The following is a 24,932-nucleotide window of genomic DNA, read 5'->3' on the forward strand; positions in this document are numbered from 1 at the left end:
GCTTGGATTAGGTTCAATATTGTGCATTATCCGGCAATTGCCGGATGTCGATGACGGGTTCCATGCCGAACACCGTGCTAAGCAGATAATCGGCAATCTTGCGGGCCGCCTGTTGTGGCGTGCTCAGGCCGCCATCACGCTTGAGCGCAGTAAAGCGCCCCAGTTCGCGGAACTGCTGCGGGTCGCTCTGACGTATGCTGGCCTGCATGTCCGTATCAATCACACCAGGATAAATGGCGGCAATGCGTACGTTACCGGCTTGCTGTTCGGTCGCCACATGGCGGCAGAAGTGGTCCAGCCCGGCCTTGCTGCTGCCATAGATGCCCCAGCCGGGGTAAGCCTTGACGGCGGCGCCTGAGGAAATGCAGGCAATGCGCAGTTCGCATTCCAGCGTATCGGTCAGCCGCAAGAGTGCATCGGTCAGCAAGATGGGTGCGGTCAGGTTGATGGCCAGCGCACGCGATACTTCGGCTGTGGGGTAGAAACCGGCACTGGCAATGGGGCTGACCACGCCGGCATTGTTGATCAGCAGCAATTGGGTAATCTGCTCCAGCGGCAGGCATTGCAAGGCCTCGGCCATGATGCCGTGCAGGCTGTCGCTGTCGGCCAGGTCGGCGCGCAGGAAGTGCAGGCGCTCTGCATGCTGGACCGCCAGTTGCTGCAAAGCTGGGCTGTGTTCCCGTGCGAGGCCAACCACCATGCAGCCGCGCTGCAGCAGGTCGGCAGTCAAGGCCAGGCCCAGGCCGCGTGAGGCACCGCTGATGATGGCGGCCTGCATCAGGCTGCCTTGGCCAGTTCGGCGCGCATGGCGGCAATCACGGCCTGATAGTCGGGCTGACCGTAAATGGCCGAACCGGCGACGAAGGTATCGGCACCTGCGGCAGCCACGGCAGCGATATTGTCCACTTTTACGCCGCCATCCACTTCCAGCCAGATTTCTCCGCCGTGCTTGGCGGTATACTCATCGATGCGCTGGCGCGCGGCGCGCACTTTTTCCAGCGCATGCGGAATGAAAGACTGGCCGCCAAAGCCGGGATTCACCGACATGATCAGCACCATGTCGATCTTGTCCATCACGTGATCCAGATAGGACAGCGGGGTGGCCGGGTTGAAAACCAGCCCGGCCTTGCAGCCGGATTCCTTGATCAGTCCCAGCGTGCGGTCGATGTGTTCCGAGGCTTCCGGGTGGAAGGTGATGATGTCGGCACCGGCCTTGGCAAACATCGGCACCAGGCTGTCCACCGGTTTGACCATCAGGTGTACGTCGATGGGCGCTTGTGTATGCGGACGGATGGCTTCACATACCAGGGGGCCTACGGTCAGATTGGGGACATAATGGTTGTCCATGACATCAAAGTGAATGATGTCGGCTCCGGCGGCGATGACATCGCGCACCTCCTGGCCCAGACAGGCAAAATCGGCGGAAAGGAGGCTGGGGGCAATACGGAAGTCGCGCATGGTCTACCTTGCAAACACGGATGGAGTCATGAAATAGGCGCTTATTCTACCGCGCCAGCGCGGCCCAGCGCGATAAAATGCAGCACACCAGCACAAGGAAAACAGCATGGCAGACAAAATCTACCAGATTGAAGTAGAAGCCGAACCACACTACATTGCGGAGCAATCCAATGTGGCAACCGACGTTTATGTGTTCGGTTATCGCATTCGTCTGACCAATACCGGTAATGAAGCCGCCCAACTGATCAGCCGTCACTGGATTATTGCCGATGCGAACAATCAGGAGCAGGAAGTACGCGGCATGGGTGTGGTGGGGGAGCAGCCGCGGCTGGAGCCGGGCCAGACTTTCGAATACAGCAGCGCTACGCATCTGAAAACACCTTATGGCTCGATGCGGGGCAGTTACCAGATGCTGGCGGATGACGGCAAGCGCTTTGATGTCACCATTCCGGAAATGACGCTGGTGGCACCGCGCGTCTTGCATTAAGCGGTGCCAGCCCGGCACTGCCACCTTCTCACCCCGTAAGTACCGCGAGGACATGCGGGGTGTGTCCAATCTTGTGCTGGCTGCGGCTGGCCATCCGACAGGTAGTCTTCATGCGTTTTACCCATAGCGGCCCTGCGCCCGCCAACCGTAACGATCTGCAAACGCTCAGAACGCTGCTGCCCTATTTGTGGGCCTTCAAGGGCAGGGTGCTGCTGGCCCTGAGCTGCATGATTCTGGCCAAGGTGGCGGCAGTGACCGTGCCGCTTTATCTCAAGGATATTGTCGACCGCCTGTCTGTTCCGGCCAGCATGCTGGCGGTGCCGGTAATGGCATTGGTGGGTTATGGCCTGGCCCGGCTGACCTCCAGTGTGCTGGGGGAATTGCGTGATGCCGTATTTGCCCGCGTCATCCAGGGGGCGGTGCGCAGCGTTGCGCGTGGTGTGTTCCAGCATTTGCTCCGCCTGTCCTTGCGCTTTCATCTTGAGCGGCAGACCGGCGGCATGAGCCGGGATATCGAGCGCGGGACCAAGGGTATCGGTTTCCTGCTCAATTTCATGGTGTTCAACATTCTGCCGACCTTGCTGGAAATCGGCATGGTATCGGTCATCCTGTTCAGTCGCTATGCCTGGGAGTTTGCGGCAGTCACGCTGGGCACCATTGGCATTTACATCCTGTTCACCCTGGTGGTGACAGAATGGCGCACGGTGTTCCGGCGCAGCATGAACGACCTGGATTCCAAGGCCAATGCCAAGGCGATTGATGCGTTGATCAATTACGAAACCGTGAAGTATTTCAATAACGAAGCGTATGAAGCGGCACGCTATGACCGTAATCTGGCTGCGTGGGAAGCTTCTGCCATCAAGAATCAGGTGTCCTTGTCCATGCTCAACGCCGGGCAGGGGGTCATCATTGCCAGCGGTGTCACCCTCATCATGGTGCTGGCGGCAAACAGCGTGGTGCAGCACAAAATGACGGTGGGTGATGTGGTGCTGGTGGCCACCTTCATCACCCAGCTCTATACCCCGCTGAACTTCCTGGGCTTCATCTACCGCGAGATCAAGCACTCGCTGGCAGACATCGAGCGCATGTTCGGCTTGCTCTCCACCCATCAGGAGGTGGACGACGCCGCGGGTGCCAGCGTGCTGGATACCCGGCAGGCCGGTATCCGCTTTAGTGATGTGGAATTTGGCTACGATGGCAAGCGCACCATTCTGCATGGGCTGGATTTTGAGATACCGGCAGGCAGTTCGCTGGCCGTGGTGGGGGCCAGTGGGGCCGGCAAATCTACCTTGTCGCGCTTGCTGTTCCGTTTTTATGATGTGTCCCGTGGCAGCATCAGCATCAATGGTCGCGACATCCGCCAGCTTACCCAGGACAGCCTGCGGGCCCACATCGGCATCGTGCCGCAGGATACGGTGCTGTTCAATGACAGCATTTACTACAATATTGCCTATGGCCGCCCTGGTGCCAGCCGCGAAGAAGTCATGGAGGCTGCCCGTTCTGCGCATATTCACGATTTTGTGATGAGCCTGCCCGATGGTTATGACACACAGGTCGGTGAACGTGGCCTGAAGCTGTCAGGTGGTGAAAAGCAGCGGGTGGCCATTGCCCGCACCGTGTTGAAAAACCCGCCCATCCTGATTTTTGATGAAGCAACCAGCGCGCTGGACTCCCGTACGGAAAAGGCCATTCAGCATGAACTGGCCAGCATTGCTGCCAACCGAACCACGCTGATCATTGCGCATCGGCTGTCCACCATTGTGGATGCCGACCAGATCATCGTGATGGATGGTGGTCATGTGCTCGAACGCGGCACCCACCGTGACTTGCTGGAGCTGGGTGGGCGTTATGCCGAGATGTGGCGGCTGCAGCAGGAGCAGCAGGATGGTGAGGAAGTGCCGGTCTGACCCGCGACGTTAGCGGCTGGTGCATGAAGAAAAAGGCTGCCTGTGGCAGCCTTTTCCATTTCGTGGCACCTGGCTGCAAAATCAGCCGGGCATCACGGTAAAAGCGGGCTATATCCAGAGAGTGATATTCCGCTGCAATTGCTCTGGCATTGACAGCTTGTTTAATAGACATTCAAATAATATTGATAGATTATCGCCCCCACTCGCAAGTGCAAGCTAACTGCAGCCGGCGCATGCTGCCGCTCGCTGCCTAGCCATTGCCAGATTTGCCACCTGTCGAGGCCAGCTGTCAGCACAGCTGCGTATCGCGTAAAACCAAGCAAGGGAGCTTAATGACAGCGATGAGTAGGAATGGCAGCCGCAAGCTGATCCGGGTGGTATGGCCCTTCGTCGCCATTGTCGGTGCCTTGCTGCTGATGAGCGTGTTCAGCCTTAATGCGCTGTCCACCATCCGTGCCTATGTGGGTGGCGAGGGCTTATGGTCCAAGGCGCAAAAAGATGCCATCTACTATCTCTCACGCTATGCCGGCAGCCGTTCCGAGCAGGATTTTCACGCGTACCAGAATGCCATCGCCATCCAGTTGGGGGATCGTCAGGCCCGGCTGGCACTGGATCGGATCTCGCCCGATCTGGACATGGCCCGCGCCGGACTGTTACAGGGTGGTAATCACCCGGATGACATCGACAATGTCATCACCGCCTTTCTGTGGTTCCGCCATGTCAGCTACTTGAGCCAGGCCATTCAGTACTGGGAAATCGGTGACCGCTATGTGGCCGAAACGGCGGCCATTGCCGAACGTCTGCATGGCGCATTCAATCATGGCTACATCAGTGATGATGAGTTGAAATTGCTCCGCAGCCGCATTGTCGAGATCAACGAAGAACTCAAGTCGCCGGCACGTGCGTTTTCCGAGGTATTGGGTCAGGGGTCGCGCTTTGCCACGTCCCTGCTGCTGTGGCTCAATCTGCTGGCCGGCGCGGCCCTGCTGCTGCTGACGGTACGCCAGGTCCACGCCTTGCTGCGTCAGTCTGCCCGCTTTGAAGCGGAACTCAATGCCGAGAAAGAGAGGGTGGAAACCACCCTCAATGCCATTGGTGATGCGGTGATCACCATTGATCTGTCCGGCCAGCTACGCTATCTGAATGCAGTGGCCCAGCACCTGATCGGTGGCGGGCGGCAAGTGCTGGGGCGTTATTTTGAAGATATCTTCTCCTTGATAGATTTGTCCGGCAGCGGTATGGAGCTGGTGACGGCCAGCCAGTTACGCGCCCACAGTGAAAACAAGCAAACTTATCCCAGCCTGAGACTGCAAAGTGTGGATGGCAGCAGCCACATGGTTTCTCTGGTGGTCTCGCCCATTCGGGATACACACGGGGAGGTGGATGGGCTGGTGCTGGCCTTGCATGACAAATCCATCGAGCAGCAATACATCAGCCACCTTTCCTGGCAGGCGGCGCATGATGCCCTCACCGGCCTGTACAACCGGCGTGAATTCGAACAGCGCGTAACCCGTGCGCTCAGCCGCTTGATGGTGACCGATACCTCGCATGCACTGCTGTTTGTTGATCTGGACCAGTTCAAACTGGTCAACGACACCAATGGCCATGCCGCCGGTGACGAACTGTTGCGTCAGGTGTGCCGGGTGCTGCAGGAGCAGTTGGGCCTATCCGATGTGTTGGCCCGTTTGGGTGGCGACGAGTTTGGTGTATTGCTGGAGGACTGCCGCATTGACGGTGCGCTGGATAAGGCAGATCGTCTGCGCCGTGCGGTACAGCAAGCCGGTTTCCAGTGGGAAGGCATCCCGTTTTCCATCAGTACCAGCATTGGACTGGTATTTCTGGGTGAGCCCGGCGTTACGCTGGCCGAGGCCATGCAGGCGGCAGACATCGCGTGCTACATGGCCAAGGAAAAGGGACGCAACCGCATCCAGCTATACAGTTCCAAAGATACCGAACTGGCAGTCCGCTCGGTGGAAATGGCATGGGTACAACGCTTGCGCTCGGCCATGGAGGAGGAGCGGTTCTGTCTTTACTGCCAGGAGATCATCCCCTTGCAGTCCAACGGCAAGAAGCAAGGGCGGCATGTCGAGGTGCTGCTGCGGCTGCGGGATGAGACTGACCGTATCATCCTGCCTGCTGCCTTCATTCCGGCAGCCGAGCGTTTTAGCCTGATGCCGGACATAGACCGCATCGTGGTGCGCCTGACCTTCGAAACCCTGTGGCAGCAACGGCAACACGGCGATCATTCCATTGCACTGTGTGCCATCAACCTGTCCGGAGCCACCTTGTGTGATGACAACTTCCTCGACTTTATCCGCCGGCAGTTTGTCAGCTATGCCATTCCGCCCGGGATGATCTGTTTTGAAGTGACCGAAACCAGTGCCATTTCCAATTTGCAGCAAGCCACGCGCTTCATCAGCGAACTCAAGAGCCTGGGTTGCCACTTTTCGCTGGATGACTTTGGCGCTGGCATGTCGTCCTTTGTTTATCTCAAGCATTTGCCGGTGGATTACCTGAAAATTGATGGCAGCTTTGTCAAGGACATGGTGAATGACTCGGTAGACCGCGCCATGGTGGAAATGATCAACCATATCGGCCATGTCACTGGCAAAAAAACCATTGCAGAATTTGTTGGCCTGCCGGAAATTCTCGCCGTATTGCAGCAAATCGGCGTGGATTATGCACAGGGCTATCATATTGGCGAGCCGCAGCCCTTTGTCGCGCCAGCCCGCAATCGACCGGAACCGGCGATATACCGCTTGCCTGATCGCAAGTAATGACGGTCCTTTTCAGGAGAGAGTGAAACATGTCAGACCAGCAGCCATTTGTCCGCACCGGTCCCTTGATGGATGTCTCCAGTTATCCGGCCTGGACGCAGGATTTGGTCTATCACTGCGACCGTTACAAAAGCGAGGTGGTGGAGCACGAATTGTTTGGCCGGATGCAGCAAGCCTGCCTGGATCATGCAACGCACAAAGCCTTCCTGTCTGGTGGTTGGCCGGTGATTGAGCAGTTTCCGCAATACATGGCCATGAATCTGCTGAAGATCCGCTATGGGCAGGGACCAGGGCAGGATATGGCGCGCCGTTACCTGATCCGCAATATCCGGGTAGAACAGAATCACGCCGACCATTGGGTCAACTGGGCTGCGGCATCCGGGGTGGATGTGCCTGCCATGCTGCATGGCACGCATGCATTGGAAACCTTGTGCCTGAGCCAGTGGTGCTGGCAGGTGTGCGACCGCGACTCCCTGGCCGTGGCCATAGCAGCAACCAACTATGCCATCGAAGGTGCAACGGGTGAGTGGTCGGCGCGGGTGTGCGCCGAGCCCCACTATGCCCAGCTATTTGATGAAACAGTGCGTGCCAAGGCCATGAAATGGCTGAAGCTGCACGCCAAATATGATGATGCCCATCCCTGGGAGGCGCTGGAAATCATCGTCACCCTGGTGGGGCTGAATCCATCTGCGGAAACCATCAGCCGTCTGCGGCACGCCATCTGCCGCAGCCATCAGTTCATGCGCATGCTGCTGGACTACTACATGCGCTCGGCCACACCGCCGGTGGCTGCCGGATTGATGCGTCCTGCCTGATTTCAGAGCCATGTTGCCATGGCAAGGGCAGGCCCGCAGTGCAATGCCACATGACCGGACGGCGTGCGCATGCTAAAGTCGATTGTGTACAAAACAGGGCTGTCATTGACAGTCTCTGCCACGCACTATCGCTGACGGCGCACAAGATGCCCGTCACCATGTCATGTCAAAGGATATATTGTGGTGAATATTGCCGAGCTTCAGCCGCAGGCGGTCTGGGAGCATTTCCAGACCCTGTGCGACATCCCCCGTCCCTCCAAGCACGAACAGCAGCTACGCGACTATCTGAAGGGCTGGGCCGAGTTGCGCGGTTTGCAAACCGTGGTGGACGCCGCGGGCAACCTGATCGTACGCAAACCGGCTACACCCGGTCTGGAAGACCGTGTCGGCGTGGTATTGCAGGGGCATCTGGACATGGTGTGCCAGGCCAATGCCGGCACGGAGCATGATTTCTTCAAGGATCCGATCCGCCCGGTCTTGCAGGATGGCTGGCTGGTGGCGGAAAACACTACGCTTGGCGCAGACAATGGCATTGGTGTGGCCATGGGGCTGGCGGTGCTGGCCAGTGATGATATTGCGCATGGCCCGATCGAAGTGCTGATGACTCTGGACGAGGAAGCCGGCATGGGGGGGGCGCTGGGACTGGAGCCAGGGCTGTTGCAAGGCAGCATGATGATCAATATCGATACCGAAGAGTGGGGTGAGTTCTACATGGGCTGTGCCGGGGGCGTGGATGTCAATGTCACACGCAGCTATGACACGCTTGCCCTGCCGGCCGGCTATCAGACAGTGTCCCTGTTGATCCGTGGCCTGAAGGGTGGGCATTCCGGTGCCGATATCCATCTTGGCCGTGGCAATGCCAACAAGCTGTTGGTGCGCCTGCTGCGTGAGCTGGAAGCCGAAACAGACCTGCGTCTGATCTCCTTTGTGGGCGGCACCGCGCGGAATGCCTTGTCGCGTGAGGCCGTTGCCCAGGTGGCCTATCCTGCAGCCGATGCACAGCGTGTGGCAGCCAAGCTGGATGCCTTCCAGTCCTTGCTGCGGTTCGAACTGGCGGGTGTGGATGAGGGCGTCACCGTGGTTGCCGAGTCATCCTCGGCCACCAGCGTGCTGGCGGCGGCTGATCAGGCGGCCATCCTGGCGGCACTGCACGCCGCACCGCATGGGGTCAAACGCATGAGCCAACGCGTCAGTGGTGTGGTGGAAACCTCCAACAATCTGGGGGTGGTGCGGGTGGAGCAGGGCAAGGTTTTTGCCAATCTGATGGTGCGCTCGCTGCTGGATTCCGGCACCTGGATGTTGGCGCGGGAAGTGGAAAGCCTGTTTGGCCTGGCCGGTTTTGCCGTGGAAATGGAAGGCGGCTACCCCGGCTGGGCACCGAATCCGCAATCGCCCTTGCTGGCCCTGTTCCAGCAGGTTTATACGCAGGAATTCGGCGGCAAGGCTGGGGTGCAGGTCATTCACGCCGGTCTGGAGTGCGGCATCATCGGGGCCAAATATCCCGCCATGGATATGGTTTCCTTTGGTCCCACCATCCGCGGGGCGCATGCGCCGGGAGAGCGTGTGGAACTGGCCTCGGTGGACAAGGCCTGGCAACTGCTCAAGGCCGTACTGGCCGCGGTGCCGCGCCGCAGTTAAGCAGCACGTGCATCTGAGCAACAGCGCCGCCAGCATGCGGCGCTTTTTCTTGCATGCCAGCGGCCTCAGTCTTTCTTGCGCGCACGCGGATGGGCAGCATCGTACACCTTGGCCAGATGCTGGAAGTCCAATGCGGTGTAGATCTGGGTGCTAGAAAGATTGGCGTGTCCCAGCAGCTCCTGCACCGCGCGCAGGTCGCCGGATGACTGCAATAAATGGCTGGCAAAGGAATGGCGCAGCATGTGTGGGTGGACGTGCCGGTCCATGCCGGTGCGTATCGCCCATTCCGCCAGACGCTTTTGCACCTGGCGCGCACCAAGGCGTTTGCCATACCTGCCCACAAACACTGCCTGGCAGCCCGGTTCTGCCACTCTTTCCTGCAGCCATTGTTGCAGGTATGTCAGCGCGGTGCGGCCAATCGGCAGCAGGCGGGTCTTGTTGCCTTTGCCACGTACCCGTAGCAGTTGGTCGGCCAGGTCCATGTCGGCCAGATCAAGACTAACTGCTTCGGACAGGCGCAAGCCGGAAGAGTACATCAGCTCGAACAGGGCGCGATCACGCAGACTGAGCGTGTCTTCCGGCGGAATGTGTTCCAGCAGTGCCGCCGTACCGTCGACCGGCAGTGCCTTGGGCAGTGGTTTGTCCTGTTTGGGAGCGCGTAGACCCAGACAGGGGTTGGCATCCAGTTGTTGTTGCCGCAACAGCCAGTCGAAGAACTGTCGCCAGGACGACAGCTTGCGCGCCAGGCTGCGGCTGCGCATGCCGCCTGCGTGCAGGATGGCCATTGCCTTGCGGATGTCGCCAGCACTGACATGCAGCCAGTCGGCGGGCTCCAGCAGGGTCTGCAGCGCCTGCAAGTCCCGCAGATAGGCATCCTGGGTGTGCGGGCTCTTGCCCTGTAGGCGCAGTTGCTGGGCAAAGTCCTGCAGCAGATCGCTCATGTCAGCCACGGCGCAGTCTGGCCATATTGGCCAGCCGCTCAAACAAGGAAAGATCCTGTTCGTTTTTCAGCAGTGCGCCGGCCAGAGGCGGCAGGCTGGCTTCCGCATGGCGCTGTGCCAGTTCTGCGCTGTCAATGTTCTCGCCGGTCAGCAGTTTCAGCCAGTCCAACAGTTCGGACGTGGTTGGTTTTTTCTTCAGCCCAGGCAATTCGCGGATGGCAAAGAACACTTCCAGTGCCTGTCCCACCAGTTGTTGCTGCAGACCGGGATAATGCACCTCGATGATGGATTGCATGGTGGCCCGATCCGGAAAACGGATGTAGTGAAAGAAGCAGCGACGCAGGAAGGCGTCGGGCAGTTCTTTTTCATTATTGGAGGTGATGATGATGATGGGCCGTTGTCTGGCGCGGATGAACTGCTGGGTTTCATGCACGAAGAACTCCATCTGGTCCAGTTCGCGCAGCAGGTCGTTGGGGAATTCGATATCGGCCTTGTCGATTTCGTCAATCAACAGCACCGGTGCGGTTTCGGCTTCGAATGCCTGCCACAACTGGCCCTTGATGATGTAGTTGCCGATGTCGTGGACCTTGGCGTCGCCCAGTTGCGAATCGCGCAGGCGCGATACGGCATCGTACTCGTACAAGCCATGCTGTGCCTTGGTGGTGGATTTGATCGGCCAGATGATGAGCTGGCGTCCCAGGCTGGCAGCAATTTCTTCAGCCAGCATTGTCTTGCCGGTGCCAGGCTCTCCCTTGACCAGCAGCGGACGTTGCAGGGTGATGGCGGCATTGACCGCCATCATCAGATCATCGGTGGCAACATAGCTGGCGCTGCCGTTAAAGCGTGTGTTCATGTGGGTTGGCCTTGTTGTTATTCCGTACAAAAGCCGCCGCGGACAGCCGGGGCGGCTTTCAGACTGCTTGACTGGCAGCACACGGTCCTCGTGTGTTCCGTGAGACTGCTGCCAGCGATTTCAGCGCACGAACTGGCGTTCCAGATCTTCCAGGCTGATGTTCCATTCTTTCATCATGTGACGTAGCAGGACGATTTCCGGATCACTGATGGTGCCGTCGGACTTGCTGATGTCCATGGCCAGAACGCAGGTCAGAATGCGTTTGTTCGGGTCGGTCACTTCTGCCAGCATGGCTTCGATGCGGTCGCTGTCCAGCAGATGGATGGTGCCATCCTGCTCTGCCTCGTCAGAAATGTCGTCACAGTATTCCACCAGCACCTGAGCAAACTGTTTGCGTGGCAGCTTGATCAGATCGTACACGTTGACGTCTTCTAGCAAGTCCAGCTCGCGCGGATCCATATTGCCATCGGAAATCATGAACATTGCCAGTAAACGGGCAATGGCCTGCGGGCTGTTGATCGGATATGGACGCATGACGGAATCCCCTGTTGTTATTGGTTGAGTCTGGTGGCGAAGGCCGGTGGCATGGTGGCCACCTGACGGGTCTGGTAGTCGAAAAAGACGATTCCCGTCTTCAATCTTGCCACTTCTTTGCCACTGTTGCCATCGATTGCCTGGTAGACGATATCCAGCCCATATTTGTTGGGGTCACATATACCCAGCTTGAAGAGCAGACTGTCGCCATGAAAGACCTCGGCGCGGTACATTATCGCAGCATCAGCCATGATAATCCCGGCACCTTCGACATCCAGTTCGCTGTAACCCATGCTGTTGAGCCAGCGCAAGCGTACCTCATGGGCCAGCCGTAAAATGGCATCATTGGCCATGTGACCGCCATAGTTGATGTCACCGATGCGAACCTCCATGCTGGTCTGGTAAAGGAAGTGCTCGGGAAGCGCAATCTTGATGCGGGCCATGATTTCACCTGAATAAAATGGCCTTCAGTCTAATCGACTGTCTTAATCTGCATCAACCGCTGGCAGGCTCGGTTTGATAGACTGAATGCATAGTACCAACACACACACAAGGAGAGGGTTATGTACCAACGCATTTTTGTGCCGGTGGACGACAGCGACACTTCCAACCTTGCGCTGGCTGAAGCATGCCGGCTGGCGAAAAGCATGAACAGCACCATCCGGCTGGTGCATGTGGTGGATCTGGCGCAGTTTGGCTGGGGTGGCACCGAGTTTCTTGATGCGGCAGAACTGCAAAAATCCATCAAGCAAGCTGGTGAGCAAGTGCTGGGTCAGGCGCAGGCGCAGGCAGTGGCTGCCGGGCTGACACCGGAAGTGAAGATCCTGGAAAGCTGGGGCGACAAGATTGCCTCGGTGTTGCTGGATGATGCCAATAGCTGGGGGGCCGATCTGGTGGTGATGGGAACCCACGGTTGGAGCGGCTTGATGCACATCCTGATGGGCAGCGTGGCCGAGGGCTTGCTCAAGCAGGCGGATGTGCCGGTTTTGCTGGTGCGTAACGCCGGTGAGTAAGCGGAAGGACCTGGTGTTGCGGGCTATGGCTCAGGCATGAAAAAGGGCAGTGGTGCTCATCAGCGAGGATGAGCGCCACTGCCCTTGGATCAGAAAGCGCGATCAGCTTGCGGTTGCTTCGCTGCTGCCTTCCTGAGCTTCCATCTTGGCACGTACGGCCTTGCGCAGGCTCTTGTACAGGTCAGGGTGGGTTTCCTTCAGATACTCGACGATTTCGAAGTCTTCGCGGCGCACCTTCGACAGGTCGATCTGCTCAACATGCACCAGACGCAGCAGTTCGCGTACCGGTTTTGGCATGTTGCGACCGCTTTCGTAACGAGAACCACCGGACTGGGTTACGCCAATGCGGCTCCAGAATTCCTGTTGGTTGAGGCCGAGCTTGCGGCGGATTTCACGCGGGTTGGTGATTTTTTCAAAGAGTTTCATGGGTTGTTCCTCTTAAAAGGCTAAACAGTATTGTATTGAATTATTGTTCTGGCTTAGGACACTGCCCTATGTCCTAAAAATAGCAAAGAAAATCCATAAGGAATAATCTGATTTGAAAATAATCATTAAGTTCCTGGATGGATTACATACGCATGTTTGCTATGTTAGCGTATTCTTATCTATGAATACAATGGAATGAACACCATTTGGCCGAAAAATGGTAGCTTCATGTCGTAAACATGTACACAGATGATGGAAAACAAAGGGGAGGGGTGGCGAGCCTGACCCTCGGCACTTGCACTAAGTAACTATGGCTGCTTCCTTCCGGACCTGACCAGGTTTGCTACCGTACAATGCGAGGAGACCCGCCGCAGAAGAGTGCGAATAATAGCCGGTTTCATCTTGTTTGCCAAGCAGGATATGCATGTCGGGCGCTTGGACGCGCAGGCGCGACGTGGTGCCGGTTTTTTGCGTGCCGAATATTGCCGTGCGACGGGAAGTCGGGGCAGACTTGGCCATGTACCGCATTTGTCTACAGGATCGCGCCATGTCTTCTTCCTATCTTTCCTTGCTGCGCACATTGGTGGCGTTTGATACCACCAGTCGCCATTCCAATATGGAGCTGATCGACTGGGTGCAGCAATATCTGGCCGATCATGGCATTGCATGCCGGCGCACCCTGAATGACGAGGGAAACAAGGCCAATCTGTTTGCGCGCATCGGTACGGAGGATCAGCCGCTGTTGCTGCTCTCCGGCCATACCGATGTGGTACCGGTGGATGGTCAGGCATGGTCAACCCCACCCTTCCAACTGACTGACAAAGGCGATGGCCGCTGGTATGGTCGCGGCGCTGCCGATATGAAGGGCTTTATCGCCTGCGTTCTGGCCCATGTGCCGCATTGGGTGGAGCTGGCGGGGCAGGGGCGCTTGCGCCAGGGCATCGGTATTGCCCTTTCCTATGACGAGGAAGTTGGTTGTCTGGGGGTGCCAAGACTGATTGATGGCTTGTTGCAGGACCAGGTGGCCGTGGCCGGCTGCATCATCGGGGAGCCTACCTCGATGCGGCCGGTGATTGCACACAAGGGCATTGCCCATTATCACTGCCATGTGCAGGGGCGCGCCGCCCATTCTTCCTTGACGCCCCAAGGCGTCAATGCCATTGAGTACGCTGCCCGGCTGATCACCCATGTGCGCAGGCTGGCGGATACCGAGGCTTCTTTTGGCCATCATCAACCTTTATATGATGTGCCGTTCACCACTTTGCAGACCGGTACCATTCATGGTGGTACTGCCAACAATATCGTGCCCAAGGATTGCGAATTCACCTTTGAGTGCCGTTGGTTGCCGGGGGATGATCCGCAACGCTTTGTCGATTCGGTGCGGGATTACGCTGACAAGCTGCTGCTGGAGATGCGCCAGGTGGCTTCAGAGGCTGACATCAGCATTGTGCCGCGGGTGTATTGCCCGGCCTTCGAGGCCACGCCTGATAGCGAGGTATTGCACTATGTTGAAAAACTGTGTGCCTGCCATGGCGGAGATGGTGTGGCCTACACCACGGAAGCCGGGGTGTTCCATGCGGCGGGAATACCGTGCGTGGTGCTGGGGCCGGGGTCGATCGAGCAGGCACATCGTCCGGATGAGTTTATTGAGGAGAGTCAACTGGCGGCCTGTTTTGACTGGCTGGCACGGCTGACCGAGGAGTTGTGTCGCACGCAGGATCCGGCCTGACAAATATTTTTGCATGGTCTGGCAAATCGCTTCAGAATCGCCGCTCCGGTGACCCCGGAATCCGTGGCACCCGTTCAGGTTATCGCCTGAACGGGCTTGAATTTTGTCGTGATGAGAGACCAAATGAAACAGGACAGCAGATCCTCGGCCTCCGCAGGCGCCAGCAAGGCGCGTGACGGTTTTACCTCCAGCTTCGGTGTGCTGGCAGCAACGCTGGGCTCGGCCGTAGGCCTTGGCAATATCTGGAAGTTTCCCTACCTGACCGGTACCAATGGTGGTGCCGGTTTTCTGATTGTTTATGTCTGTGCCACCTTGCTGGTGGGGCTGCCGGTGATGATTTCCGAAATCATGCTGGGGCGCCGTGCCAAGTCCGATGCGGTGACTGCACTCAAGAAACTGGCACCTGCCGGTCAGCCCTGGTGGCTGATCAGCGCCTTTGGCGTGTTGTCTGCCTTTTTGATCATGGCGTTTTATTCCGAAGTGGCCGCCTGGGTGTTTGCCTATGTGTTCAAGGCCATTGGCGGCGGCATTTTGTCCAGCAATCCACAAGTGACCTCTTCGGCGTTTGGCAAGCTGATTGCCGATCCGGTGCAGTCGCTGCTGTGGCAATGGCTGGTGCTGGCGCTGATTGGCGGCATTCTGCTGATGGGGGTGGCCAAGGGGATTGAGGCGGTCACCAAAAAACTGATGCCCATCCTTTTCCTGTTGCTGGTGGTAATCGGTGTGCGCAGCCTGATGCTGCCGGGTGCCATGCAGGGGGTCAGCTTTCTGTTTACCCCGGATTTTTCCAAGATTACCGCCGGGGTGGTGCTCACCGCGGTGGGGCTGGCCTTCTTCAAGCTGTCCATCGGCATGGGCACCATGATGACCTATGGCAGTTACTTCCGCGATGATCAGAACATTCCGGCTACCACGCTGCGCGTGATGTGTGCCGACCTGTTTGTATCCATGCTGGCCGGCATTGCCATCTTTCCTGCGGTGTTTGCCTTTGGCTTCAAGCCGGAAGCCGGGCCGTCGCTGCTGTTCATTACCATTCCGGCGGTGTTTGCCAGCATGCCCATGGGGCAGTTGTTCATGGTGGCTTTCTTCATTCTGGCTGCGATTGCCTCTACCGGTGCCATGCTGTCGATTCTGGAAGTGCCGGTATCGGTATTGAGTGAGCGCTTTGGCATCAGCCGTCCCAGGGCAACGGTATTGAACTTGTTGGTGCTGGCACTGTTTGGCGCAACGTGTGCCTTGTCCAACAGCAGCATGGCCGATTTCAAACTGTTTGGCATGACCATGTTTGATCTGTTTGACTTTGTGACTTCCAATATCCTGATGCCGCTGGGGGGGATTTTCCTCTGCCTGTTTGTTGGCTGGGTGTGGGGCTTTGAGCGTTTGAAAGCTGCCTTGTCCAATGAAGGGCGGCTGCATAACGAGGGCTTGGTGCGTGTGCTGCTGCTGGTGGTGCGCTTTGTCTCTCCGCTGCTGATTCTGGTGGTCATGCTCAAGGGTTTGAAGTTGTTCTGAGTGGTGCCTGATGTATTTGCAACAGGGTCATCCAGCATGGATGGCCCTTTTTCTTGGCTATTGTTGTTTCTCTGCACTGGCTGAAGTAAATGATATTTACGAATAGTCTTTTAACTGGATTTGATGAATAAAGCATGAAATGATGGCTGCTCACCGCCTGCCGGTTATGGCGAAAGGTTATGCATGCATCAGGACAAAACGCTGTTTTTTACTCTGCAGCAACTGGAGATGCCCGAGCACCTGCACCACCTGTGCCGTGAGCTGTCGGCGCTGGTGCCGGATCGGGTTGAGGGGCCGTGGTCGGAACAGGAAGTGCGCGAGCTGGTTCAGGGCTGGCGCATGATGGCCTTCTGCCGGGAGGACGAGCTGGTGCGCGCCCACCCGTTTCATTCAGCGGATGGTTTGTTCTGCACCGTGGTATTTGATACCTGCCCGGCCTGATCCGCAGTTGGCTGGTATTCCGGGTGTTGGTGGCAGCCCAGCAGGTGGTCGTTGACGACGCCGGTGGCTTGCAGATAGGCATAGATCACCGTGCTGCCGACGAAATTCATCCCGGCTTTTTTCAGTTCCCGGCTGATGCAGTCTGATAGTGGCGAGGTGGCCGGGCATTCGCTGGCGGATTGCCAGTGATTCAACTGGCTGACGCCAGCGGTATGTGCCCACAGCCACTGATCAAAGCTGCCGTGTTGTTGCTGCAGTTGCAGGAAAACTTTGGCGTTGCGGATGGCGCTGCGTATTTTCAGCCGGTTGCGTACGATGCCACTATCCTGCATCAGGCGCTCGACATCTGCCTCGGTCATCTGGGCGACTTGTTGCGGATCGAAACCGTGAAACGCCCGACGATAGCCTTCCCGCTTGCGCAGGATGGTGATCCACGACAAACCCGCTTGTGCGCCTTCCAGAATCAGCATTTCAAACAGCTTGTGCTCATCGTGCTGCGGGCGGCCCCATTCTTCGTCGTGGTAGGCAATATAGAGCGGATCGTCGCCACACCAGTGACAGCGGGGCAGGGATGCTGGGTACATGGACACTCCAGGCAGGCCCGGCACTGGCCGGGCCTGGGGGATCAGGCAAGATTGTGCATCAGGATGTCGCAGGACAGGCCGGTTTTCTGCAGGCCCTGGCGGCTTGCCAGATTGATGATCAGCGGATTGCGGATATTGGCTTTCAGCTCACCCAGTGCCGGGTGGGATTCCGATTCTGCCTGCTCCTGGTATAGCAGTACCAGAATGATTGCATCTTCCGGCTTGCTCAGTTTCAGGCGGGCAACTTCCTCATCACTCAGTTCCACTTCATAGCGCACGCCAAGTTGGGCCGGATGGGTGACGCTGAAGGTAATCTCTGCATCGTTAAGCGACTGCATCCAGAAGACCGATGGGTTGTCACTGTCGGCATTGTGAAACAGTTTGAACTGGGTGCAGTTTTCCAGGGCCGGGATGCCTTGGGCAAAATTGATGATGGTGCTTTCATCCACTTCTACGGTGCCGAGTTGGCTGGAATTGAATAGCATGATGTTCTCCCTGTGGCAGATGCCAGCATTATGCATCAAGCCTATGCTGGCGACGATGCTGATATGCTGCCCGCCACTTGTCCAGAATGGTGCTGCTTCGCCTGAAAGCAGTGCGAACCGTTAGAATGCTGCACCATGATGAATCCTTCTTCCCTGTATCCGCAGATTGAGGCGGCATTGCGCTGCTGCGATGTGTCAGCCAAATTGGCTGCAACCGAGGCGCTGCATGTCGCGTGGCAAGCTGGCCAACTGCAAAGGCTGGAGGCGGGGCTGACACGCCTGCCGGTGGCCGGGCATCCAGACAAGCCGGAACTGGTGCATGCCACCAAGGTGCCGCGCCGTCGTCCGGGCTCGCCGCAGGGGCAGCCGGCCATGTTGCATGCCATTGCCCATATCGAATTTAATGCGGTGAATCTGGCACTGGATGCCGCCTGGCGTTTTCGCGACATGCCGGATGCCTTTGTGAGTGACTGGTTGCGCATTGCCGCAGAAGAAGCCCGGCACTTCCGGCTGTTGCAGCAGCGCCTGCAGCAACTGGGTTACGCCTATGGCGATTTCCCGGCACATAACGGCCTGTGGGAAATCTGCCACCATACCGATCACGATGTGCTGGTACGCATGGCATTGGTCCCCAGGGTGCTGGAAGCCCGCGGCCTGGATGCCAGTCCGGAACTCAAGCGCAAGCTGGTCAATATCGGTGATCATGCCAGCGCAGCGATTCTGGATATCATCCTGCAGGATGAAATAGGTCATGTGCAGGTGGGGAATCACTGGTTTCACTGGCTGTGCCGCGAGCGTGGGCAGGATCCGGCAAGCACCTTCATGGCCTTGCTGGACGAGCACGATCTGACCGTCCACCGTGGCAGCTACAATCTGGATGCGCGGCGCCGCGCCGGTTTCACCGAGGCAGAGCTGGCATGGCTGCAACATGCCAAATCCACGCAGTCGGTCTGATGGCATGGCTGCATTCAATCAATTGGTCCGACGGTATGTCGGCGTGGAGTGAGTAATGATTTTCCGGTTTATCCAGCGTCTTCGCTGTCAGCGCAAGCAGGCCGTTGGTGGTCTGTTGGGGGCGACATTATCATTTGTGCTAAGTGCGGCGGTGATGAGTGAGCTGAGCTTTGCACAGTCACCTGTGCTCACCCTTGGCTGGGGCGCGCTGCTGCTGCTGTCCCTGCTGGTGCAATTGTTGATGCTGGTGTTGCTGGCTAAAAAACCATGAGGAAAAAATGGCATTGAAAACAGGGGTTTAATGCCAGCCCGCCCATGGGTTTAATGCTTGACGATGCCGGTGCAGGCGGCGCATAATCGCGCCGCAACATAATAGAAAAGGCCCCGGATACGGCGGGGCCTTTTTGTTTTTACAGTTTTCGGAGATCCCGATTCATGGACTACCAGGCGTTTTTGCGTCAGTTGGAATCCAATACGCTGCCTGCATCCGAGTTTACCCATCAGGCGCATTTGTATGCCGCCTGGGCTTATCGCCGGCAGTACCCTGCGGCCGAGGCGGCCGTGCGCTGCGCACGCGCCTTGTCACGCTACGCGATGGCACAGGGCGCTGCCCAGAAATATCACCACACCATCACCATGTCGCTGCTGTCCATCCTGTACCACCGTGCCCAGCAAAGCCCGGACATGGTGGCAGACTGGCCGGTTTTCCTGGCGCAGTGTGACGATGTGCTACAGGACGCCCGCGCCGTTCTGCTCGCATACTATTCGGAAGACAGGCTGAACCAGGATGCCTCACGCCGCGCCTTTGTGCCGCCGGACCGCATGCCCTTGCCCATTGCCTGTCTGTCTCATTAAGAAAGCCAAGCCACTATGTTAAAAGCCCCGGAATTGCTGCTGCCCGCCGGCACGCTGGACAAGATGCGTGCCGCCTACGATTTTGGTGCCGATGCGGTTTACGCCGGCCAGCCGCGTTATTCGCTGCGCGCACGCAACAACGACTTCAAGCTCGAAGAACTGAAAACCGGCATTGATGAAGCCCATGCCCGGGGCAAGCTGTTTTTCGTAGCCAGCAACCTGCTGCCGCACAACAGCAAGATCAAGACCTATATGGCCGATATGGAGCCGGTGATTGCCATGAAGCCGGATGCATTGATCATGGCCGATCCGGGCCTGATCATGATGGTGCGCGAGCGCTGGCCGGAAGTGCCGATCCACCTGTCGGTGCAGGCCAATACCGTCAACTACATGGGGGTGAAGTTCTGGCAGAAGCTGGGCGTGTCACGCATCATCCTGTCGCGCGAGCTGAGCCTGGACGAGATTGCCGAAATCCGCCAGGAATGCCCGGATATCGAGCTGGAAGTGTTTGTACATGGTGCCTTGTGCATTGCCTATTCCGGTCGCTGCCTGCTGTCCGGTTACTTTAATCACCGCGATCCCAACCAAGGCACCTGTACCAATGCCTGCCGCTGGGACTACAAGATGCACGACACCCAGGCCGACGATGCCGGCGACGTGCAGACCATCAAGCTGGACTTCCACAAGGCGCTGGAAGAGGCCAACCAGAGCTTTGCCGCCTGTGGCGGTGCCGAGCGCCATCCGCTGGCCGACAAGACCTATCTGATCGAAGAGGGCAGCCGTCCGGGCGAACTGATGCCCATCATCGAAGACGAGCACGGCACCTACATCATGAACTCCAAGGACCTGCGCGCGGTAGAGCAGGTGGAGAAGCTGGTGAAGATCGGTGTGGACTCGCTGAAGATTGAAGGCCGTACCAAGAGCCTGTACTACGTGGCGCGTACCGCCCAGGTGTATCGCCGTGCCATCGACGACGCCGTGGCCGGTCGTCCGTTTGACTACAGCCTGCTGGCCGAGCTGGAAGGCCTGGCCAACCGTGGCTACACCCCGGGCTTCCTGGAGCGTCACCAGACCCAGGATTACCAGAACTACCTGGACGGCCATTCCAAGGCCAAGCAAAGCCAGTATGTGGGCGATGTGCTGGAAGTGGATGCCGACGGCTGGGCGCTGATCGAGGTGAAAAACCGCTTTGGGGTGGGGGATCGCATCGAGGTGATCCATCCGCGTGGCAATCGCATCGTGCAGCTGACTCAGATGACCCGTAACGGCGTGGCGGTGGAGCTGGCGGCGGGTAACGGCATGCAGGTACGCATTCCTGACATGGCCGGCATGGAAAAAGCCTTGCTGGCACGGCTGATCTGATCAAATTATCCGGGTGCAAAATTCTTGCTAAAACGTGAGCGGGTTGCCTGCAGGGGCAATCCGCTTTTCTTTGCGGTGCAGACACAGCATGGCAGTGTCAGATTTGATCTGTGGCAAATCTGCCTCATTCCGGGCATTGCCAAGAAAAATCTTTTTCTGTCCACCGACCGCCAGGCGGCTGCGTTGAATCGTTAGCCCATCTTGCGTTTTATGCGATGCCGGTTTGTCGACGCGGTGGCGGCCCAGGCCGGCTAAACCCTTGAAACAGCAAGTCTGTTGGATGTTTTGATCATATATGTGGGCTATTTGGTGCTATTGATCGCTCAGTGACGGATAAATGATCAGATGTGGAGCGCAGCAAACGCCAGGCGATATCCCGTGCTCGTGCGCGCGGTTTTTTTGCGCTGCGGAAAAAAATCATGTTGCGGCTAAATGTCTTTGTGGTTAAAAAGCTGTAACACCTCACCACGAAATGTGGATTTTATTAAACATACAGAGGTGCAATCTACAACGGAGGAGGCCAGGTCATGCTTGTCATGGCCTGTGCGGAAGACGATTGATGTCCGGCAGTTTTTCAGACTGTCTGCGTGGTCGGTTTCCACGGGTTTCCTGCGATAACAATAAATGTGAAAAGGCTGGCAGCCTTACGTTGCCTTGTCCTTCGTCTCTTGCCCGACTGATGTCACGTCCAGCTGGATTGGAAATAGCCAGAGTGGATAGGATGGGGTTATAAATGTTGTGCACGAATATTGCTTAGCGGATAAGCGTGCCGCATTCGCCCCAGGTTTGGCGTTGACCGGATAGGAGGGAGAATCCCCGCGCGGTCATCATGAGGTGCAGTTCATCAGGTCCCTGACGTCCCCAGACACAGGGAGTTTATGGTCTTGCAATACATAGGAAGCCTGTAATGAAGAAGAAACTTGTCAAGAAGGTGCTGTGTTCGCTGCTTCTGTTACTGCCAAGTGCTGGCGTTCTGGCAGAAGACAAGATGCTGAATGTCTACAACTGGTCTGACTACATTGCCAAGAGCACCATCCCTGGCTTTGAGAAGCAAACCGGCGTGAAGGTCAAGTATGACGTTTACGATAGCGACGACACCCTGCAAGCCAAGATGCTGACCGGCCGTGCCGGCTACGACATCGTGGTTCCTACCTCCAACTTCATGGCCAAGCAGATTGAAGCTGGCATATACCAGAAGCTGGACAAATCCAAGCTGCCAAACCTGGCGAATCTGGACAAGGCCCTGATGGCCAAGATTCAGGACGCTGATCCGGGCAATGCCCACGGTGTGCCCTGGGCGTATGGTACTGATGGCCTGGGCTACAACTTCACCAAGGTGAAAGCCATTCTGGGGGCCAATGCGCCGCTGGATAGCTGGGACATCCTGTTTGATCCGAAATACGTTTCCAAGCTCAAGGGCTGCGGTGTATCGGTGCTGGATCAGGCCAACGACGTTTTTGCCGTTGCACTGCACCACCTGGGCAAGGACCCGAACAGCAAGAACCCGGCTGATTATCAGGTCGCCTTCGAATTGCTGAAGAAAATCCGCCCCTATATCACCCAGTTCAATTCCTCCGGCTACATCAACGACCTGGCCAATGGTGATATCTGTCTGGCGCTGGGTTGGTCCGGTGACGTCAACATTGCCAAGCATCGTGCCGCGGAAGCCAAGCGTACTTATCAGTTGGGCTACGTGATTCCGAAATCCGGCGCGCCGATCTGGTTTGACGTGATGGTCATCCCCAAAGATGCTCCGCATGTGGAGTCGGCCCTGAAGTGGATCAACTACATCCAGAATCCGGAAGTCAACGCCGCGATTACCGATGAAGTGTTCTACCCCACTGCCAACGCGGCGGCACGCAAGTTCGTGAAGCCGGAAATCGCCAACGATCCGTCTATCTATCCGCCGGAATCGGTCATGAAGACCCTGTTCCTGCTCAAGCCGCTGCCGGCTGACATCATGCGTCTGCAGAACCGCCTGTGGACCCAATTGAAGACTGGCCGCTAAACTGTGTCCCGGCCTGGCGGTGCGTGAACGCGCCGGCAGGCCATGACAGCACGGTCCGGTGGGTATGGGCTGATGCAACAGCCGCTGGCCAGAGGTGACAGCGATGGTGAGCGGCTAGAAAAAAGCAAGTGGAGTGAGGGTTGCAAACCGGTCCCGCAGACGGGTTTGCAGTGAAACGTAAGTCATCACATCAGGGCGAGTCGTGACAGGGCCTTGATTTGATGGCTGTAAAGATGGGCTTGGCAAGCCGGTCCCACCGGCCAAGTGGTGCTAAATCATGAAAAGTCTCAAAATCAGTCGATGGTTACCGTCCGGCAGGACTACTGCCATTGGTGTACCGTTTTTGTTCCTGTTTGTCTTTTTCCTGCTGCCTTTCCTGTTGGTAGTGGGTATCAGCTTCTCTCAGCAGCAGTTGGGCATTCCGCCCTACACGCCGCTGACCAAGATGGAAGACGATGTCTTCACCCTGGTACTCAACATCGGTCATTACAAGTTCATGCTGGGTGACGATCTGTATTTCGCCACCTATATCAGTTCGGTGAAGATGGCGTTTGTCTCTACCGTGCTGTGCTTGTTGATCGGCTATCCCATGGCCTATTACATCGCCCGTGCGTCCGAGTCCGCCCGTGACACGCTGATGATGATGGTGATGCTGCCGTTCTGGACCTCCTACCTGATCCGCGTGTATGCCTGGATCGGCATTCTGAAGAATGACGGTTTTCTCAACCAGTTCCTGATGTGGCTGGGCGTGATTGATACGCCATTGCGGCTTTATCACACCAACTGGGGCGTATATATCGGCATGGTGTTTTCCTATCTGCCGTTCATGATCATGCCGCTGTATTCCCACCTGGTGAAAATGGACCTGCGCTTGCTGGAAGCGGCCTACGACCTGGGTGCCCGCCCGTGGAAAGCCTTCTTGCAGGTAACTTTGCCGCTGTCCAAGAACGGCATCATTGCCGGCAGCCTGCTGGTGTTCATTCCGGCGGTCGGTGAATACGTGATTCCGGAACTGCTGGGTGGTTCGGACACGCTGATGATCGGTCGCGTGATGTGGGATGAATTCTTCAACAATATGGACTGGCCGATGGCGGCTACCGTGACCTGCGCGATGGTGCTGCTGCTGTTGGTGCCCATGGCGATGTTCCAGCATTACCAGGCAAAAGCGATGGAGGAAGTGAAATGAGCACCATGAAACCCAGCAAACCGCTGTCTTATGCGGTACTTGGCTTTGGCTACTCTTTCCTGTACCTGCCCATCCTGCTGCTCATCATCTACTCGTTCAACGAGTCCAAGCTGGTGACGGTATGGTCTGGTTTCTCCACCAAGTGGTACTGGGCGCTGCTGGAGGATGATGAGCTGATCACCGCCGCCCTGCTCAGCATCAAGATTGCGCTGATGACGGCAACGGCATCGGTGGTGGTGGGAACCTGGGCCGGTTTCGTGCTGGCGCGGCTTAACCGCTTCCGCCTGTTCCCGCTGTTTGCCGGCATGGTCAATGCACCGCTGGTGATTCCCGAGGTGATCCAGGGTATTTCGCTGTTGCTGCTGTTTGTGGCCATGGAGCAGGCTTTTGGCTGGCCGGAAGGTCGTGGCGTGTTCACCATCTGGATTGGCCACGTGATGCTGTGCGTGTCCTATGTGGCCATCATCGTGCAATCCCGTGTGCGTGAGCTTAATCGTTCGCTGGAAGAGGCCGCGATGGACCTGGGAGCGCGCCCGCTGAAGGTGTTCTTTGTGATCACGCTGCCGCTGATTTCGCAAGCGCTGGTTTCCGGCTGGTTGCTGTCTTTCACCCTGTCGCTGGACGACCTGGTGCTGACTGCCTTCCTGTCCGGTCCGGGCTCCACCACGCTGCCCATGGTGGTGTTCTCCCGCGTACGTCTGGGTCTGAACCCGGAAATGAATGCGCTGGCCACCCTGTTCATCCTGGTGGTGTCGGTGGGCGTTGTGGCGGGCAACCTCTATATGCGTTCCGCTCAGCGTAAGCGCGATCGCGAAATGCAGTTGGCTTTCAAGCAAGCCTGACACGACGGGGAAATCGTGTAACGACCACGGGGTAGCAGGTGGGATGTCAGATTCCGGTTGCTGCCCCGTTTTTTATCCAAAGCGTAGGAGAAGTGCTGTTCATGCTGTAGTACAAGGGAGAAATG

25 protein-coding genes and 1 other RNA gene are annotated in these 24,932 nt (G+C 57.4%); 16 read left to right on the plus strand and 10 right to left on the minus strand.

Going from position 1 to position 24,932, the window contains the following annotated elements; all coding sequences use genetic code 11:
• Positions 1–13: 13 nt before the first annotated feature.
• Positions 14–778 (minus strand): SDR family NAD(P)-dependent oxidoreductase, encoded by a 765-nt coding sequence (locus DLM_RS05755; protein WP_231960088.1) that lies wholly within the window; start codon positions 776–778, stop codon positions 14–16.
• Positions 778–1,458, minus strand: coding sequence for a ribulose-phosphate 3-epimerase (gene rpe, locus DLM_RS05760; RefSeq protein ID WP_089085366.1), 681 nt, complete (start codon positions 1,456–1,458; stop codon positions 778–780). The genes DLM_RS05755 and rpe overlap by 1 nt, the downstream gene beginning before the upstream one ends.
• 106 nt (positions 1,459–1,564) lie before the next feature.
• Between rpe and apaG the strand changes: the two genes are divergently transcribed.
• From apaG to DLM_RS05785, 5 genes are all read left to right on the plus strand, one after another.
• Positions 1,565–1,945 carry a Co2+/Mg2+ efflux protein ApaG gene (apaG, locus tag DLM_RS05765; protein WP_089085367.1) on the plus strand — a complete coding sequence of 127 codons (381 nt, stop codon included), beginning with the start codon at positions 1,565–1,567 and terminating at the stop codon, positions 1,943–1,945.
• 110 nt (positions 1,946–2,055) lie between these two features.
• Entirely contained in the window at positions 2,056–3,852 is a 1,797-nt protein-coding gene (locus DLM_RS05770) for an ABCB family ABC transporter ATP-binding protein/permease (protein ID WP_089085484.1), read from the plus strand.
• 332 nt (positions 3,853–4,184) lie between these two features.
• A complete protein-coding gene (locus DLM_RS05775; protein ID WP_089085368.1) occupies positions 4,185–6,629 on the plus strand; it encodes a putative bifunctional diguanylate cyclase/phosphodiesterase in 2,445 nt (814 codons plus the stop codon).
• Between the two features lie 29 nt (positions 6,630–6,658).
• Positions 6,659–7,444, plus strand: a complete 786-nt coding sequence (locus tag DLM_RS05780) for a TenA family transcriptional regulator (protein ID WP_089085369.1) — start codon at positions 6,659–6,661, stop codon at positions 7,442–7,444.
• Between the two features lie 183 nt (positions 7,445–7,627).
• Entirely contained in the window at positions 7,628–9,082 is a 1,455-nt protein-coding gene (locus tag DLM_RS05785; protein ID WP_231960089.1) for an aminoacyl-histidine dipeptidase, read from the plus strand.
• Positions 9,083–9,147: 65 nt separating this feature from the next.
• On the opposite strand, the gene xerC is transcribed toward DLM_RS05785, so the two are convergent.
• The 4 genes from xerC to DLM_RS05805 form a co-directional block, all read right to left on the minus strand.
• Complete coding sequence (gene xerC, locus DLM_RS05790; protein ID WP_089085371.1) at positions 9,148–10,023, minus strand: tyrosine recombinase XerC; 876 nt, start codon at positions 10,021–10,023, stop codon at positions 9,148–9,150.
• A 1-nt stretch (position 10,024) separates the two neighbouring features.
• Complete coding sequence (locus tag DLM_RS05795; RefSeq protein ID WP_089085372.1) at positions 10,025–10,876, minus strand: AAA family ATPase; 852 nt, start codon at positions 10,874–10,876, stop codon at positions 10,025–10,027.
• A gap of 120 nt (positions 10,877–10,996) precedes the next feature.
• Positions 10,997–11,410 carry a TerB family tellurite resistance protein gene (locus DLM_RS05800; protein ID WP_089085373.1) on the minus strand — a complete coding sequence of 138 codons (414 nt, stop codon included), beginning with the start codon at positions 11,408–11,410 and terminating at the stop codon, positions 10,997–10,999.
• A gap of 17 nt (positions 11,411–11,427) precedes the next feature.
• The gene (locus DLM_RS05805; protein WP_089085374.1) at positions 11,428–11,853 is read right to left on the minus strand and encodes a thioesterase family protein; all 426 of its coding nucleotides are present in this window, start codon (positions 11,851–11,853) and stop codon (positions 11,428–11,430) included.
• Between the two features lie 120 nt (positions 11,854–11,973).
• On the opposite strand from DLM_RS05805, the gene DLM_RS05810 reads away from it, so the two are divergent.
• A complete protein-coding gene (locus tag DLM_RS05810; protein WP_089085375.1) occupies positions 11,974–12,423 on the plus strand; it encodes a universal stress protein in 450 nt (149 codons plus the stop codon).
• A gap of 102 nt (positions 12,424–12,525) precedes the next feature.
• On the opposite strand, the gene DLM_RS05815 is transcribed toward DLM_RS05810, so the two are convergent.
• On the minus strand, positions 12,526–12,849 hold the full coding sequence (locus tag DLM_RS05815; protein WP_089085376.1) for a helix-turn-helix domain-containing protein: 324 nt from the start codon (positions 12,847–12,849) through the stop codon (positions 12,526–12,528).
• Between the two features lie 271 nt (positions 12,850–13,120).
• An RNA gene (gene ffs / locus DLM_RS05820) (signal recognition particle sRNA small type) lies at positions 13,121–13,219 on the minus strand.
• Positions 13,220–13,396: 177 nt separating this feature from the next.
• On the opposite strand from ffs, the gene argE reads away from it, so the two are divergent.
• The 3 genes from argE (at position 13,397) to DLM_RS05835 (ending at position 16,531) form a co-directional block, all read left to right on the plus strand.
• A complete protein-coding gene (gene argE, locus DLM_RS05825; RefSeq protein ID WP_089085485.1) occupies positions 13,397–14,578 on the plus strand; it encodes an acetylornithine deacetylase in 1,182 nt (393 codons plus the stop codon).
• A gap of 123 nt (positions 14,579–14,701) precedes the next feature.
• On the plus strand, positions 14,702–16,090 hold the full coding sequence (locus DLM_RS05830; RefSeq protein ID WP_089085377.1) for a sodium-dependent transporter: 1,389 nt from the start codon (positions 14,702–14,704) through the stop codon (positions 16,088–16,090).
• A gap of 183 nt (positions 16,091–16,273) precedes the next feature.
• Positions 16,274–16,531 carry a hypothetical protein gene (locus DLM_RS05835; RefSeq protein WP_089085378.1) on the plus strand — a complete coding sequence of 86 codons (258 nt, stop codon included), beginning with the start codon at positions 16,274–16,276 and terminating at the stop codon, positions 16,529–16,531.
• Here DLM_RS05835 and DLM_RS05840 read toward each other — a convergent pair.
• Entirely contained in the window at positions 16,477–17,115 is a 639-nt protein-coding gene (locus tag DLM_RS05840; RefSeq protein ID WP_089085379.1) for a DNA-3-methyladenine glycosylase I, read from the minus strand. The two genes, DLM_RS05835 and DLM_RS05840, sit on opposite strands and share 55 nt — an antisense overlap.
• A gap of 41 nt (positions 17,116–17,156) precedes the next feature.
• Positions 17,157–17,600 carry a flagellar assembly protein FliW gene (fliW, locus tag DLM_RS05845; protein WP_089085486.1) on the minus strand — a complete coding sequence of 148 codons (444 nt, stop codon included), beginning with the start codon at positions 17,598–17,600 and terminating at the stop codon, positions 17,157–17,159.
• A 135-nt stretch (positions 17,601–17,735) separates the two neighbouring features.
• On the opposite strand from fliW, the gene DLM_RS05850 reads away from it, so the two are divergent.
• From DLM_RS05850 to DLM_RS05880, 7 genes are all read left to right on the plus strand, one after another.
• Positions 17,736–18,554 (plus strand): ferritin-like domain-containing protein, encoded by an 819-nt coding sequence (locus DLM_RS05850; protein ID WP_089085380.1) that lies wholly within the window; start codon positions 17,736–17,738, stop codon positions 18,552–18,554.
• Between the two features lie 55 nt (positions 18,555–18,609).
• Positions 18,610–18,825: a hypothetical protein gene (locus DLM_RS05855; RefSeq protein WP_119313206.1), complete on the plus strand. Its 216-nt coding sequence runs from the start codon at positions 18,610–18,612 to the stop codon at positions 18,823–18,825.
• A 164-nt stretch (positions 18,826–18,989) separates the two neighbouring features.
• Positions 18,990–19,409, plus strand: a complete 420-nt coding sequence (locus DLM_RS05860; protein ID WP_089085381.1) for a hypothetical protein — start codon at positions 18,990–18,992, stop codon at positions 19,407–19,409.
• A 15-nt stretch (positions 19,410–19,424) separates the two neighbouring features.
• A complete protein-coding gene (gene yegQ / locus DLM_RS05865; protein ID WP_089085382.1) occupies positions 19,425–20,771 on the plus strand; it encodes a tRNA 5-hydroxyuridine modification protein YegQ in 1,347 nt (448 codons plus the stop codon).
• Between the two features lie 907 nt (positions 20,772–21,678).
• Positions 21,679–22,779, plus strand: a complete 1,101-nt coding sequence (locus DLM_RS05870; protein ID WP_089085383.1) for a polyamine ABC transporter substrate-binding protein — start codon at positions 21,679–21,681, stop codon at positions 22,777–22,779.
• Between the two features lie 277 nt (positions 22,780–23,056).
• The gene (locus tag DLM_RS05875) at positions 23,057–23,965 is read left to right on the plus strand and encodes an ABC transporter permease subunit (protein WP_089085384.1); all 909 of its coding nucleotides are present in this window, start codon (positions 23,057–23,059) and stop codon (positions 23,963–23,965) included.
• 5 nt (positions 23,966–23,970) lie between these two features.
• Positions 23,971–24,807, plus strand: a complete 837-nt coding sequence (locus tag DLM_RS05880; RefSeq protein ID WP_089085487.1) for an ABC transporter permease subunit — start codon at positions 23,971–23,973, stop codon at positions 24,805–24,807.
• Positions 24,808–24,932 lie beyond the last annotated feature (125 nt).

It is taken from the genome of Aquitalea magnusonii, from assembly GCF_002217795.2.
GTDB lineage: Bacteria > Pseudomonadota > Gammaproteobacteria > Burkholderiales > Chromobacteriaceae > Aquitalea > Aquitalea magnusonii_B.

What these genes read in the sequence shown, in the direction of transcription:
- DLM_RS05830 (WP_089085377.1), top strand. Translation starts at nt 14,702, where the DNA reads ATGAAACAGGACAGCAGATCCTCGGCCTCCGCAGGCGCCAGCAAGGCG.
- DLM_RS05795 (WP_089085372.1), bottom strand. Translation starts at nt 10,876, where the DNA reads ATGAACACACGCTTTAACGGCAGCGCCAGCTATGTTGCCACCGATGAT.
- DLM_RS05880 (WP_089085487.1), top strand. Translation starts at nt 23,971, where the DNA reads ATGAAACCCAGCAAACCGCTGTCTTATGCGGTACTTGGCTTTGGCTAC.
- fliW (WP_089085486.1), bottom strand. Translation starts at nt 17,600, where the DNA reads ATGCTATTCAATTCCAGCCAACTCGGCACCGTAGAAGTGGATGAAAGC.
- DLM_RS05870 (WP_089085383.1), top strand. Translation starts at nt 21,679, where the DNA reads ATGAAGAAGAAACTTGTCAAGAAGGTGCTGTGTTCGCTGCTTCTGTTA.
- DLM_RS05835 (WP_089085378.1), top strand. Translation starts at nt 16,274, where the DNA reads ATGCATCAGGACAAAACGCTGTTTTTTACTCTGCAGCAACTGGAGATG.
- DLM_RS05810 (WP_089085375.1), top strand. Translation starts at nt 11,974, where the DNA reads ATGTACCAACGCATTTTTGTGCCGGTGGACGACAGCGACACTTCCAAC.
- DLM_RS05840 (WP_089085379.1), bottom strand. Translation starts at nt 17,115, where the DNA reads ATGTACCCAGCATCCCTGCCCCGCTGTCACTGGTGTGGCGACGATCCG.
- yegQ (WP_089085382.1), top strand. Translation starts at nt 19,425, where the DNA reads ATGTTAAAAGCCCCGGAATTGCTGCTGCCCGCCGGCACGCTGGACAAG.
- DLM_RS05850 (WP_089085380.1), top strand. Translation starts at nt 17,736, where the DNA reads ATGATGAATCCTTCTTCCCTGTATCCGCAGATTGAGGCGGCATTGCGC.
- DLM_RS05800 (WP_089085373.1), bottom strand. Translation starts at nt 11,410, where the DNA reads ATGCGTCCATATCCGATCAACAGCCCGCAGGCCATTGCCCGTTTACTG.
- apaG (WP_089085367.1), top strand. Translation starts at nt 1,565, where the DNA reads ATGGCAGACAAAATCTACCAGATTGAAGTAGAAGCCGAACCACACTAC.
- DLM_RS05815 (WP_089085376.1), bottom strand. Translation starts at nt 12,849, where the DNA reads ATGAAACTCTTTGAAAAAATCACCAACCCGCGTGAAATCCGCCGCAAG.
- DLM_RS05805 (WP_089085374.1), bottom strand. Translation starts at nt 11,853, where the DNA reads ATGGCCCGCATCAAGATTGCGCTTCCCGAGCACTTCCTTTACCAGACC.
- DLM_RS05780 (WP_089085369.1), top strand. Translation starts at nt 6,659, where the DNA reads ATGTCAGACCAGCAGCCATTTGTCCGCACCGGTCCCTTGATGGATGTC.
- rpe (WP_089085366.1), bottom strand. Translation starts at nt 1,458, where the DNA reads ATGCGCGACTTCCGTATTGCCCCCAGCCTCCTTTCCGCCGATTTTGCC.
- DLM_RS05775 (WP_089085368.1), top strand. Translation starts at nt 4,185, where the DNA reads ATGACAGCGATGAGTAGGAATGGCAGCCGCAAGCTGATCCGGGTGGTA.
- DLM_RS05875 (WP_089085384.1), top strand. Translation starts at nt 23,057, where the DNA reads ATGAAAAGTCTCAAAATCAGTCGATGGTTACCGTCCGGCAGGACTACT.
- xerC (WP_089085371.1), bottom strand. Translation starts at nt 10,023, where the DNA reads ATGAGCGATCTGCTGCAGGACTTTGCCCAGCAACTGCGCCTACAGGGC.
- DLM_RS05755 (WP_231960088.1), bottom strand. Translation starts at nt 778, where the DNA reads ATGCAGGCCGCCATCATCAGCGGTGCCTCACGCGGCCTGGGCCTGGCC.
- argE (WP_089085485.1), top strand. Translation starts at nt 13,397, where the DNA reads ATGTCTTCTTCCTATCTTTCCTTGCTGCGCACATTGGTGGCGTTTGAT.
- DLM_RS05770 (WP_089085484.1), top strand. Translation starts at nt 2,056, where the DNA reads ATGCGTTTTACCCATAGCGGCCCTGCGCCCGCCAACCGTAACGATCTG.
- DLM_RS05860 (WP_089085381.1), top strand. Translation starts at nt 18,990, where the DNA reads ATGGACTACCAGGCGTTTTTGCGTCAGTTGGAATCCAATACGCTGCCT.
- DLM_RS05855 (WP_119313206.1), top strand. Translation starts at nt 18,610, where the DNA reads ATGATTTTCCGGTTTATCCAGCGTCTTCGCTGTCAGCGCAAGCAGGCC.